We start from the raw sequence: 12,484 nt of genomic DNA on the forward strand, positions 1-12,484 counted from the left end.
CGATCCAGCACCGCCGTGCCGCGGCACCTGCGGGGTGAGGAGCGTCATGCCCTAGCGTGTCGCCATGCCCAGAGGTCCCCTGATGATCATCGGCGGCGCGGAGGACAAGCTGCGCCGCCGCACCGTCCTGCAGGACTTCGTCACCGCCAGCGGTGATCGCGAGGCCCGCATCGTCGTCATCCCCACCGCCTCCTCGATCGGCGAGGAGATCATGGCGGTCTACGACGCCCTGTTCCGCAAGCTGGGCGCACCCCAGGTCGCCTGCGTCGACCCCGCCTCCCGCGAGGAGGCGCACGACGAGGCGCTGGTCGCCCTGCTCGACGACGCCACCGGCGTCTTCATGACCGGCGGCAACCAGCTCAAGCTCTCGGGCCTGCTCAACGGCACACCGGTCGGCGACGCGATCGTGCGGGCCCACCACCGCGGAGCGGTCGTGGCCGGCACCTCCGCCGGCGCCAGCATCCAGTCCAGCCACATGGTGGCCTTCGGCTCCGGCGGGGCGACGCCCAAGCAGCGGATGACCCAGGTGGCCGCCGGCTTGGGCCTGGTGTCGTCGTCGGTGATCGACCAGCACTTCGAGCAGCGCAACCGCTACGGTCGGTTGCTGATGATCGTGGCCCAGAGCCCCCAGCTGCTGGGCATCGGCGTCGACGAGGACACCGCCGCCACCGTCACCCACGAGGTGGACGAGGAGACCGGCGAGGAGCGCGAGCTGCTGCGGGTCTCCGGTCGCGGCGCCGTGACCGTCATGGACGGCTCCCGGATGATCACCAACGCCTTCGAGGCCAAGCGCTCGGCACCGCTGCTGGCCAGCGGCGTCGTGCTGCACGTGCTGCCGGCCGGGGCGACGTACGACCTGACGGCCCGCGAGCTGCTGCCCGGCGAGACCGAGGTGGCCCCCGAGGACGCCGCCGAGCTCGAGGAGTTCGGCAAGGACCTGCGCCGGATGGCGCGCGACATCGCCGCCTCCGACGCCTCGCCCACCGTCCTCAAGCGCCGCATGGCGCGCCTGCGCAAGCTCCGCTCGGCGGAGCAGTCGCCCCTCGACGAGCAGCCCGTGACCACCCCCGAGAACGGAGCGAACCGATGACCGAGCGCCCCACCCCCGACCTGAGCATCATCGAGACCCGGGTCTACCGCGGAGCCAACATCTGGTCCTACGACCGGGCCATCCACCTGGTAGTCGACCTGGGCGTGCTGGAGAAGTTCCCGACCAGCACCCTGCCCGGCTTCACCGACCACCTGGTCGCGATGCTGCCGGGGCTGCGCGAGCACTCGTGCTCGCGCGGCAAGCGCGGCGGGTTCGTCGAGCGCCTGCACGAGGGCACCTGGCTGGGCCACGTGGCCGAGCACTGCGCGCTCGCGCTCCAGCAGGTCGTGGGCCACGACGTACGACGCGGCAAGACCCGCCAGGTCAAGGGCCGCGAGGGCGTCTACAACGTGATCTTCGGGTACGCCGACGAGCAGGTCGGCCTCGCCGCCGGCCGGCTGGCCGTGCGCCTGGTCAACCACCTGGTCGAGGCCGACCCCGACTTCGACTGGGACGTCGAGCTCGAGGAGTTCATCCGCCGCGCCCAGCGCACGGCGTTCGGCCCCTCGACCCAGGCCATCATCGACGAGGCCGTCTCGCGCGACATCCCGTGGATCCGGCTCAACCAGTACTCGCTGGTCCAGCTGGGCCAGGGCGTCCACGCCCAGCGGATCCGGGCCACGATGACTTCGCAGACCTCCTCGATCGCCGTCGACATCGCCTCCGACAAGGACCTCACCACCTCGCTGCTCTCGGCCGCCGGGCTGCCGGTGCCCAAGCAGGAGTCGGTGCGCACCGTCGAGGGCTGTGTGCGCGCGGCCGAGCGGATCGGCTACCCGGTCGTGGTCAAGCCGCTCGACGGCAACCACGGGCGCGGTGTCTGCCTGGACCTCCAGGACGAGAAGGAGGTCCGTGAGGCCTTCGAGGTGGCGCGCGAGCAGTCGCGGCGCGGCTACGTGATCGTCGAGTCCTTCGTCGTCGGCAAGGACTACCGCTGCCTGATCATCGACGGCAAGGTCGCCGCGATCGCCGAGCGGGTGCCCGCCTCCGTGGTCGGTGACGGCTCCTCCACCGTCGAGCAGCTCGTCGACACCGCCAACGCCGACCCGCGCCGCGGCGTGGGCCACGAGAAGGTGCTGACCCGCATCAAGGTCGACGACGCGGCCGTCGAGCTGGTGCGCGAGCAGGGCTTCGAGATGTCCGACGTGCCGCCCGAGGGCACCACGGTGCGCCTGGCGCTGACCGGCAACATGTCGACCGGCGGCATCTCCATCGACCGCACCTTCGAGGCGCACCCCGAGAACGTCGAGATCGCCGAGGAGGCCGCCCGCATGGTCGGCCTCGACATCGCCGGCATCGACTTCATCTGCCCCGACATCACCGAGCCGGTGCGCGAGACCGGCGGTGCGATCTGCGAGGTCAACGCGGCCCCCGGCTTCCGGATGCACACGCACCCGACCATCGGCGAGCCGCAGTTCATCGCCAAGCCCGTCGTCGACATGCTCTTCCCGCCGGGCGCCAAGTCGCGGATCCCGATCGTGGCCGTCACCGGCACCAACGGCAAGACGACCACCTCGCGGATGATCAGCCACATCTTCAAGGGCATGGGCCGCAAGGTCGGCATGACCTCCACCGACGGCGTGGTCATCGACGAGCGCCTGGTGATCCGGGCCGACGCCTCCGGGCCCCGCTCGGCCCGGATGGTCCTGCAGAACCCGCGCGTCGACACGGCCGTCTTCGAGGTGGCCCGCGGCGGCATCCTGCGCGAGGGCCTGGGCTACGAGCGCAACGACGTGGCCGTGGTCCTCAACGTCGCCCCAGACCACCTGGGGCTGCGCGGCATCGACACCGTCGAGCAGCTCGCCGACGTCAAGGCGGTGCTGGTCGAGGCGGTCCCGCGCGACGGGCACGCCGTGCTCAACGCCGACGACCCGCTGGTGCGCAACATGCGGCGCCGCTGCTCGGGCCAGGTGGTGTGGTTCTCCATGGACGAGCCGGGCACCGAGACCCGCGACATGATCGACGCCCACTGCCGCCGCGGCGGCAAGGCGCTGGTGCTCAACCCCTCCGAGCGCGGCGAGATGATCGTGGTCAAGCACGGCCCGCGCGAGATGCAGCTGGCCTGGACCCACCTGCTGCCAGCGACCTTCGGCGGCAAGGCGCGGATGAACGTGCAGAACGCGCTCGCGGCCGCCGCCGCGGCGTTCGCCTCGGGCGCCCCGCTGCACGACATCCGCCAGGGCCTGCGCTCGTTCTCGACGAACTACTACCTCTCCCCCGGTCGTCTCAACGAGATCGAGGTCAACGGCGTCAACGTCATCATCGACTACTGCCACAACGCCCCCGGCATGCGGATGCTCGGCGACTTCGTCGACCGCGTCGGCGACTCCCTCGAGGGCTCCCACGACCTGGCCCGCCCCTCCCGCATCGGCGTCATCGCCACCGCGGGCGACCGGCGCGACCAGGACATGCGCGAGCTCGGCGAGGTCGCCGCGCAGCACTTCGACGTCGTGGTGGTGCGCGAGGACGAGGCGCTGCGCAAGCGCGAGCGCGGCGAGACCGCGGCGCTGGTGCTCGAGGGGGTGCGCTCGGCGATGGCCGCCGGGGCGCGCTGCAAGCAGGTCGAGCAGATCCTCGAGGAGAACGACGCGGTGCGCCACGCCATGTCGCGCGCCAACCGCGGCGACCTCGTGGTCCTGTGCGTCGACCGGCACGCGGCGGTGATGACCGAGCTCGAGAACTGGTCGCCGCAGGCCCAGGCCGGCGCCGGCTTCTCCGACGACTCCCCCCTCGCCGACCCCGACTACGTCGCCACCCCCCACCCCGAGGCCTGACGGCCGAGCAGTCACTTTCGAACCACCGACCAGTCACTTTCGACCCCGCCCCTGCGGCGCGGTGACCGGTCGGTGGTTCAGGACTGACCGGTGGAAGGTTCAGAAGTGACCGCTCGGCCGTCGGCCGCTACCGCTCGACGGTGAGCTCGCCGTCGGCGAAGCGGCGGCGCAGGACCTTCTTGTCGAACTTGCCCACCGAGGTGCGGGGCACCTCGTCGATGAAGGTCCAGGCGTCGGGCAGCTGCCAGGAGGCGAAGTCGCGGGCCAGGTGCGCGCGCAGCTCCTCGGCGCTGACGCTGGCGCCCTCGCGCACCACCACGGAGGCCAGGGGGCGCTCCTGCCACTTCTCGTCGGGGATGGCGACCACGGCCGCCTCCAGCACGGCGTCGTGGCCCATCAGCGCGTTCTCCAGGTCGACCGAGGAGATCCACTCGCCGCCCGACTTGATGACGTCCTTGGCCCGGTCGGTCAGCGTGATGTAGCCCCGCTCGTCGAGGTGCCCGACGTCGCCGGTGCGCAGCCAGCCGTCGTGGAACTTGGCCTCGGCCTCCTCGCGCTCGGCCTCCTCGGGCCGGTAGTAGGCCCCGGTCACCCAGGGTCCACGCACCTCGAGCTCACCGACGCTGGCGCCGTCGCGGGGCAGGACGCTGCCGTCGTCGCCGACGATCCGCGCCGAGACCCCGCACGCCAGCCGGCCCTGGGTGCCCCGGTAGCGCCACTGCTCCTCCTCCGAGCAGCCGACCGGCGGCAGCCCGGTCGAGGCCACCGGGGAGGTCTCGGTCATCCCCCACGCCTGGCGCACCACGATGCCGTGGCGCTCCTGCAGGGCCTGCTGCAGGGAGATCGGCACCGCCGAGCCGCCGCAGAGGACCAGGCGCAGCGAGTCCAGCCGGGCCTCCGGGTGGTCGTCGAGGTGGTGCAGCACGTCGTTCCACACGGTCGGCACGCCCCCGGACACCGTGGGCCGGCTCTCGCGCACGAAGCGGACCAGCGGCTCGGCCTGCAGCCACCGGTCGGGCATGCACAGCGACGCGCCGCTCATCATCGCCGAGTAAGGCAGCCCCCAGGCGTTGGCGTGGAACATCGGCACGATCGGCAGCACCCGGTCCTCGAAGGAGAGCCCCGAGATGTTGCCGCCGCAGACCGCCAGCGAGTGCAGGTACGCCGAGCGGTGGCTGTAGACGACGCCCTTGGGGTTGCCGGTGGTGCCGGAGGTGTAGCACATCGCCGCGGCGTCGCGCTCGTCCACGTCGGGCCAGTCGAAGCCCGGCGACGCGGCGGCCAGCAGGTCCTCGTAGAGGTGCACCTGCTTGCCGCTCGCGCGCAGGGAGTCGAGGTCGGCGTCGCCGGCGTCGGGTCCGGCGACCACGACGTGCTCGACGGTCGTCATCTCCCCCAGCCGCGGCGCGAGCAGCCCGACCAGGGAGTCGTCGACGATGACGACGTGGTCCTCGGCGTGGTTGGCGACGTAGACCAGCTGCTCGGGGAAGAGCCGGATGTTGAGCGTGTGCAGCACCGCGCCCATCGACGGCACGGCCAGGTAGGCCTCGAGGTGCTCGACGTTGTTCCACTGGAAGGTCGCGACCCGCTGGTCGGCGTCGACGCCCAGGCCCCGCAGCGCCGAGGCCAGGCGCGCGGTGCGCTCGCCCAGGGCGCCGTACGACGTGGTGCGGCTGCCGTCGGGCGTCGCGGTCACGACCTCCCCGTCGGGGTGGACGTCGACGACGTGGCGGCGGATGGCGCCGATGGTGAGCTGGTCGTCCTGCATGGTGCTGCGCATGGCGGGTCCTCCGAGGGGGTGCGCTGGGGCGGTGTGCTGTGCGTCACGATCCTGCCACCCGCACCCGAGCGGCTCACCCGGCGCGCGCGGCCCGCACCTTCGCCGCCAGCGTCTCGGCGGTGTCGGGGACTCCCCCGGCCTCGGCGATCCACTCGTAGACGCCCTCGCGGTCGGCGTGGCACATCAGCCCCACGACCTCTCCGGGCAGCGCCTGGCCGACCAGGGCCGAGAGCACCCCCACCTCCGTCGGGTACGCCGGCACGGCGGTGACGCCGACCCGCTCGGCGCCGGCGCGCATCAGGCCCTCGAGCTCCTCGGGGGTGCGGCCGCGGAAGTACTTCTCCTTGTGACCGATGGCCACGACGTCGGCGTCGCGCGCCGCGATCTCGCCGATCTTCTCGATCAGCTCCTCGGAGCGGTCGCCGACGACCCCCATCCCGAGCAGCACCCGGGCACCCTCGGGGCGGACGCCGTGCAGGATCTCGAACATCGCCTCGAGGCCGGCCTCGTTGTGGGCCAGGTCCATCACGACGGTGACCTCGCCGTCGGAGACCGGCACGGTGAAGCAGTTCATCCGGCCCGGGTTGTGCTCGGCGTCGGGCAGGAACGAGCGCAGGCCGGCGACGACGACCTCGCGCGGGATCCCGACCGCCAGCGCGGCGGAGGCCGCGGCCAGGGCGTTCTCGACGTTGTAGTGGCTCAGCCCGGCCAGGGTCATCGGCACGTCGACCAGCTCGAGCAGCGGGTCGGGGTCGGCGTCGGGCTCCAGGACGCACAGCCAGCCGTCGATGACGGTGGTGGCGCGGCCGCCGTCGGCGAGCACCTCCCGCACGGCGGGCGAGTCGGGGTCGCGGGAGAACACCCACACCTGCGACTTGACCACCCAGCGCATCGAGAGCACCCGCGGGTCGTCGGCGTTGAGCACCGCCCAGCCCTCGGGCGCGGTGATCCGGGGCACCACGGCCTTGACCTCGGCGAGCTGGTCGAGGGTGTCGATGCCGTGCAGCCCCAGGTGGTCGGCCGAGACGTTGGTGACGACCGAGACGTCGTTGCGGGTCAGCCCGATGCCCTTGAGCAGGATCCCGCCCCGGGCGGTCTCGGTGACCGCCAGCTCGACCTCCTCGTGGGCCAGCACGCGGCCGGCGCCGCTGGGCCCCGAGTAGTCACCGGGCTCGACGAGCACCCCGTCGACGTACACGCCGTCGGTGTTGGACCAGCCGACGACCTTGCCCCACTCGCGGCCGATGTGGGCGACCATCCGCGAGGTCGTTGTCTTGCCGTTGGTGCCGGTGACGGCCACGACGGGCACCCGCGGCTCCAGGGTCGTCGGGGCGTCGCCGGGCTCGCTGGTGGCGACGGTCTCGGCCGCGACCGAGACGGCCGCCGAGAGCCGGTCGGTGCTGACGCCGTCGTCGCCGGGCACCAGGGTGTCGAGCACCGACGCGACCGCGCGCCCCATCGCGCGGGCCCGCTCGCGATGGGCCCACGGGTAGGCGACGACGACCTGGTGGGCGTCGTTGGTGGGGCGCACCCGCACGGCCAGCGAGGAGGTGCCCGACTCCTGGGCCACGGCCCGCACCAGCCGCGCGACAGCACGCAGCGCGAAGCGCTGACGGAAGCCGGACTCCGGCTCGCCGGGGCGGGCGCCCTCCAGCCCGATGCGCTCGGCGAGCACCAGCGCGACGTCGACCGGCGCGGTGGCCAGGGCCCCGATGTCGAGGGTCAGCTTCACCGCCGCCCGGGGGAAGTAGAGGTTGGGACCCTCGAGCACCCGCAGCTCGACCAGCGCGTGCGTGGTGGGGGCGACGTCCTGGCCTGCTCCTGGTGCGCTCACCGGCGCGACGCTACCGGCTCGCGCGCTCAGGCGCCCATCGCGTGGAAGCCGCCGTCGACGTGGACGATCTCGCCGGTGGTCGCGGGGAAGAAGTCGGAGAGCAGCGCGCAGACCGCCTTGGCCGTCGGCCCCTGGTCGGTGTTGTCCCAACCGAGCGGCGAGCGGGTGGCCCACATCGAGTCGAGCTCCTCGAAGCCGGGGATGGCCTTGGCCGCCAGGGTCTTCAGCGGCCCGGCCGAGACCAGGTTGACCCGGATGCCCTCGGGTCCCAGGTCGCGGGCCAGGTAGCGCGAGGTCGACTCGAGCGCGGCCTTCGCCACGCCCATCCAGTCGTAGGCCGGCCAGGCGACGGTGGCGTCGAAGGTCAGCCCGACCACCGAGCCGCCGTCGGCCATCAGCGGGCGGCAGGCCGTGGTCAGCGACTTCAGCGAGTACGCCGAGACCTGCACCGCCTGTGCGACGTCGTCCCAGGGGCCCTCGAGGAACTTGCCGCCCAGCAGCGTCTCGGGGTTGCCGAAGGCGATCGAGTGCACCACCCCGTCGAGCCCGTCGACGTGCTCGCCCACCAGCTCGGGCAGCCGCGCCAGGTGCTCCTCATCGGTGACGTCGAGCTCGATGACCGGCGGCTCGACCGGGAGCCGCTTGGCGATGCGCCGGGTGATGCCCAGCGCCCGCCCGAAGTTGGAGATGAGCACGGTGGCGCCCTGCTCCTGGGCGACCTTCGCGGTCGCGAAGCCGATGGAGGAGTCCATCGTCACCCCGGCCACCAGGATCCGCTTGCCGTCGAGAATGCCCATCGTCTGCTCCTTGGGTGAGGTGGGGTCCTGCTGGGGGTGGGTCTCAGTGACCCATGCCGAGGCCGCCGTCGACCGGGATCACGGCGCCGGTGACGTACGCCGCCGCGGGCCCGGCGAGCCACAGCACGGTGCCGGCGACCTCCTCGGCCGCGCCGAGGCGTCCGAGCGGGATGCGCGCGGCGTACTCGGCCTGCTGCTCGGCGGGCAGCGAGGCGGTCATGTCGGTCTCGATGAAGCCGGGAGCCACGACGTTGGTGGTGATGGAGCGCGAGCCGAGCTCGCGGGCCAGCGACCGGGCGACGCCGACCAGGCCGGCCTTCGAGGCGGCGTAGTTGACCTGCCCCGGGGAGCCGAGCATCGCGACCACCGAGGAGATCAGGATGATGCGGCCGCGCCGCAGGCGCAGCATGCCCTTGCTGGCGCGCTTGGCCAGCCGGAACGACCCGGTCAGGTTGGTGTCGATGACCGAGGACCAGTCGTCCTCGCTCATCCGCAGCAGCAGGGTGTCGGCGGTGATGCCGGCGTTGGCGACCAGCACCTCGACCGGGCCGTGGGCGGCCTCCACCTCGGCGAAGGCCGCCTCGACGGCGGCGGGGTCGGTCACGTCGCAGCGCACGTCGAGGGCGCCCTCCGGGGCGCCGCCGCTGCGGGTGGTGACCGCGACCTTGTCGCCCTGGGCCAGGAAGGCCTCGGCGATGGCGCGGCCGATGCCGCGGTTGCCGCCCGTGACCAGCACGGAACGGGGCTCGGACGTCGTGTCAGGCGTGGTCGGCTGGGTGCTCTGGCTCACGCTCGACGACGCTAGTGATTACCCGCGCGTACCAGAAACCACGCGCGGGTCGTCACGTCGTGAGCCGCAGGAGGATCAGTCGTCCTCGAGGCGGAAGCCGACCTTGAGACCGACCTGGAAGTGCTCGACCGCACCGTCCTTGACCTGGCCCCGGACCTGGGTGACCTCGAACCAGTCGAGGTGGCGCAGGGTGCGCGAGGCGCGCTCGACGCCGTTGCGGATGGCGGCGTCGATGCCCTCCGGAGAGGTGCCGACGATCTCGGAGATGCGATAAGTGCGATTGGTCATATGGGGAGCCTAGTCTGCCGACGTACGCTCGAGGTCATGGCCAGGCAGAGAGCACGCGATGACGATGCTGTGCGGATCACGACGGCGGCGGTGAGCCACGAGGAGGACCTCCGCAAGCGCCAGAAGCGCTACCTGCTGTCGATGTCGCTGCGCTCGGCGTGCTTCGTCGGGGCCGGCGTCGCCGGGCTCGCCGGGATCTCGTGGTTGTGGCCGGTCCTCATCGTGGGTGCGCTCGTGCTGCCCTACATCGCGGTGGTCCTGGCCAACGCCCAGGCCAACCGGGTCGACGGCTTCCAGCTGCGCAGCGGCGCCTTCGGGGCCCCCGAGCTGGAGTCCGCGGGCTCCGCGCAGCGCGCCGGGCTGGGTGGACGATGAGCGAGAGCGACTCCTGCTCGGCCAAGGGCTGCACCCAGCCGGCCGTGCACGCCCTGCTGTGGCGCAACCCCAAGATCCACACCCCCGAGCGCCGCAAGGCCTGGCTGGCCTGCCCGGAGCACCGCGAGTCGCTCGGCACGTTCCTGGGCTCGCGAGGCTTCCTCATCGAGGTCGTCGAGCACCACGCGGGGGCCGACCACACCGTCTGAGCCCACCTCCTCGCCGCGACAACTTCTCCTCGCGCCTGCGCGTCCCACCGGTGGACGGAGGTGGGGACGTTGACGGTACGACGGCTGGTGGCTGCCGGGTGCGCCCTGCTGCTCCTCGCGGGCTGCGGGGCCGACCCAGGTCGTGAGCCGGCTGCCGGTGATCGAGGCACGCCGGCGCAGTCGTCCGAGCAGGCAGACGGCCCGTCGACCAGCTCGGCGGAGCACTCGGGCCCCTGGGACCTCGTGCTGACCGACGTCCGCCTGAGCCGCCGCCGGGGTGGTGAGCGGATCGTCCTCGAGCTGGACGGCACCGGCGTCCCGGGGTGGTCGGTCGCCTACACCGACGTGGCCGTGCTCGACGGCAGCGGCGAGACCCTCGACCTCCGCGGCGACGTCGTCCTCGACATCTACGCCTCCGGCACCGTGGCCCCCGGCGCCGAGGGCTACCGCGGCGGGCGTCGCGTCGTGCCTGCGGGCGCGGGCCGCGTCACCGACCTGCACGTCGTCGGCACCTTCGAGGGCCACACGCAGGTGCTCGCCGGGATCGCCGGCGGGCGGGTGCCGTTCCGGGTGCGCGCGCTGGGCGACCCGACCCGGCTGGTGGTCGACCTCGGGGTCGACACGACCTCACCCTGACCCTCCCCCACCCCGGGGGTGGGGATCAGCCGCCGATCGCCGACATCGGGCGGTCTGGCTGCAGGAACGTCGGGTCGTCGATGCCGTGCCCGGCGGCCTTGCCGCGCATCGCCACGACCCAGCGCTGGGCGAGCTCCTCGTCGCTGGCCCCGTCGCGCAGCGCGGCACGCAGGTCGGACTCCGAGCGGGCGAAGAGGCAGTTGCGCACCTGGCCGTCGGCCGTCAGCCGCACCCGGTCGCAGTCGCCGCAGAACGGGCGGGTGACCGAGGCGATCACGCCGACGGTGCCGGGGCCGCCGTCGACGGTGAACAGCTCGGCGGGCGCGCTGCCCCGGGGCTCCTCGGCCGGGGTGAGGGTGAAGGCCTCCGCGAGGCTGGTGAAGATCTCGTCGGCGGTGATCATGCCCTCGCGGCTCCAGCCGTGCTGGGCGTCGAGCGGCATCTGCTCGATGAAGCGCAGCTCGTAGCCGCGCTCGAGGCACCACGCCAGGAGCTCGGGTGCCTGGTCCTCGTTCTCGCCGCGCAGCAGCACCGCGTTGACCTTCACCGGCCCCAGCCCGGCCGCCTGCGCGGCCTCCAGGCCCGCCACCACGTCGTGGAAGCGGTCGCGGCGGGTGATGCGGTGGAAGGTGTCGGCGCGGGCGGTGTCGAGGCTGACGTTGACCCGGTCGAGGCCGGCCTGCTTGAGCGCCCCCGCGTTGCGGGAGAGCCCGAGCGCGTTGGTGGTGACCGAGATGTCGAGGTCGGGGCCCAGCTCGCGGGTGCGGCGCACGATGTCGACGAGCCCGCGACGCACCAGCGGCTCACCGCCGGTGAAGCGGACCTCGTCGATGCCGAGGTGCCGCACGCCGACGCCGATCAGGCGCACCACCTCGTCGTCGGTGAGCACCGAGTCGTCGGGCAGCCAGTCGAGGCCCTCCGCCGGCATGCAGTAGCTGCAGCGCAGGTTGCAGCGGTCGGTGAGCGACACCCGGAGGTCTGTCGCCACCCGGCCGTAGCGGTCCTCGAGAAGAAGTGGCTCCATGTGAGGAAGCATACGGGCGAGGCGGGCACCAGGACGGGGCTCGCCACGCTCCGGCCGATAACCTCGAGGCGTGCGCTCGTTCCGGTTCATGCTCTCGCGTCGCTGGCTGCTCTTCGGGCTCGCCGTGGTGGTCCTCGCCGCCGGCGCCTGGTGGCTCGGCCAGTGGCAGTTCGACCGCCTCGAGCAGCGCAAGGCCGACAACGCGGTGGTGCTGGCCAACGAGGAGCAGGCCCCCGCCCCCGTCGACGAGGTCCTCTCCCCCGGCGGCGACGTCGATCCCGACGACGAGTGGCGGGTGGTCACCGCGACCGGCACGTACGCCCCCGAGGACACCGTGATCGTGCGCTACCGCACCCGGGACGGCGCCTCGGGCGTCGACGTGGTCGTCCCCCTCGTGACCTCCTCGGGCACCACGCTGCTCGTCGACCGCGGCTGGCTGGCCACCCGCGCCGCCGGCACCACCCGGCCCGACGACGTCCCGCAGCCGCCCGCCGGCGAGGTCGAGATCTCCGGCTGGGTGCGCGCCGACGGCAGCGGCGACTCCACCGCGGTCAGCGACCTGTCCACCCGGGCGGTGAGCAGCGAGCGCATCGGCGAGGCCATCGAGCGCGAGGTGTACGGCGGCTTCGTCGACCTGCGCTCCGAGGACCCGGAGCCCGCGACCGCCCTCGAGCCCGTCGAGATGCCCGAGCTCGACAACGGCCCGCACTTCTTCTACGGGCTGCAGTGGTGGTTCTTCGGCCTGCTCGCCGTGGGCGGGTTCTTCTACCTGGCCTGGGACGAGCGCCGCGGCCCCCGGCGCCGGCGTACGACGTCGTCGGAGGACGAGCCGACGCAGGACGCCGTGCGCCGGGCGGAGACGGACGTCCCGACCGCATGACGTCCCG

12 protein-coding genes are annotated in these 12,484 nt (G+C 72.9%); 6 read left to right on the plus strand and 6 right to left on the minus strand.

The window, feature by feature from the left end; all coding sequences use genetic code 11:
* The first annotated feature begins 64 nt into the window (after positions 1-64).
* Both OCU29_RS13755 and cphA read left to right on the plus strand, forming a co-directional pair.
* Positions 65-1,090, plus strand: coding sequence for a cyanophycinase (locus tag OCU29_RS13755; RefSeq protein ID WP_179616610.1), 1,026 nt, complete (start codon positions 65-67; stop codon positions 1,088-1,090).
* Positions 1,087-3,864: a cyanophycin synthetase gene (cphA, locus tag OCU29_RS13760; RefSeq protein WP_261820358.1), complete on the plus strand. Its 2,778-nt coding sequence runs from the start codon at positions 1,087-1,089 to the stop codon at positions 3,862-3,864. Before OCU29_RS13755 ends, cphA begins: the two co-directional genes overlap by 4 nt.
* Before the next feature lie 127 nt (positions 3,865-3,991).
* Here the strand turns inward: cphA and OCU29_RS13765 are convergent, their stop codons facing one another.
* From OCU29_RS13765 to OCU29_RS13785, 5 genes are all read right to left on the minus strand, one after another.
* Complete coding sequence (locus tag OCU29_RS13765) at positions 3,992-5,644, minus strand: long-chain fatty acid--CoA ligase (RefSeq protein WP_261820359.1); 1,653 nt, start codon at positions 5,642-5,644, stop codon at positions 3,992-3,994.
* Positions 5,645-5,717: 73 nt separating this feature from the next.
* The gene (locus OCU29_RS13770) at positions 5,718-7,478 is read right to left on the minus strand and encodes a Mur ligase family protein (protein WP_261820360.1); all 1,761 of its coding nucleotides are present in this window, start codon (positions 7,476-7,478) and stop codon (positions 5,718-5,720) included.
* 26 nt (positions 7,479-7,504) lie between these two features.
* Positions 7,505-8,275, minus strand: coding sequence for an enoyl-ACP reductase FabI (fabI, locus tag OCU29_RS13775; protein WP_261820361.1), 771 nt, complete (start codon positions 8,273-8,275; stop codon positions 7,505-7,507).
* 43 nt (positions 8,276-8,318) lie between these two features.
* Positions 8,319-9,065, minus strand: a complete 747-nt coding sequence (fabG, locus tag OCU29_RS13780; RefSeq protein WP_179616614.1) for a 3-oxoacyl-ACP reductase FabG — start codon at positions 9,063-9,065, stop codon at positions 8,319-8,321.
* A 75-nt stretch (positions 9,066-9,140) separates the two neighbouring features.
* On the minus strand, positions 9,141-9,353 hold the full coding sequence (locus OCU29_RS13785) for a dodecin (RefSeq protein ID WP_179616615.1): 213 nt from the start codon (positions 9,351-9,353) through the stop codon (positions 9,141-9,143).
* A 69-nt stretch (positions 9,354-9,422) separates the two neighbouring features.
* Between OCU29_RS13785 and OCU29_RS13790 the strand changes: the two genes are divergently transcribed.
* From OCU29_RS13790 to OCU29_RS13800, 3 genes are all read left to right on the plus strand, one after another.
* Positions 9,423-9,728: a DUF3099 domain-containing protein gene (locus tag OCU29_RS13790; RefSeq protein ID WP_261820362.1), complete on the plus strand. Its 306-nt coding sequence runs from the start codon at positions 9,423-9,425 to the stop codon at positions 9,726-9,728.
* Entirely contained in the window at positions 9,725-9,937 is a 213-nt protein-coding gene (locus tag OCU29_RS13795) for an acetone carboxylase (RefSeq protein WP_261820363.1), read from the plus strand. The genes OCU29_RS13790 and OCU29_RS13795 overlap by 4 nt, the downstream gene beginning before the upstream one ends.
* A 69-nt stretch (positions 9,938-10,006) precedes the next feature.
* Positions 10,007-10,573 (plus strand): hypothetical protein, encoded by a 567-nt coding sequence (locus tag OCU29_RS13800; protein WP_261820364.1) that lies wholly within the window; start codon positions 10,007-10,009, stop codon positions 10,571-10,573.
* Positions 10,574-10,598: 25 nt separating this feature from the next.
* Here OCU29_RS13800 and moaA read toward each other — a convergent pair whose 3' ends face one another.
* Complete coding sequence (gene moaA, locus OCU29_RS13805; protein ID WP_261820365.1) at positions 10,599-11,597, minus strand: GTP 3',8-cyclase MoaA; 999 nt, start codon at positions 11,595-11,597, stop codon at positions 10,599-10,601.
* A 70-nt stretch (positions 11,598-11,667) separates the two neighbouring features.
* On the opposite strand from moaA, the gene OCU29_RS13810 reads away from it, so the two are divergent.
* On the plus strand, positions 11,668-12,477 hold the full coding sequence (locus tag OCU29_RS13810) for an SURF1 family protein (RefSeq protein WP_261820366.1): 810 nt from the start codon (positions 11,668-11,670) through the stop codon (positions 12,475-12,477).
* Positions 12,478-12,484: the final 7 nt, after the last annotated feature.

The organism is Nocardioides sp. OK12, assembly GCF_024341885.1.
In the GTDB taxonomy this organism is placed as follows: domain Bacteria; phylum Actinomycetota; class Actinomycetes; order Propionibacteriales; family Nocardioidaceae; genus Nocardioides; species Nocardioides marinisabuli.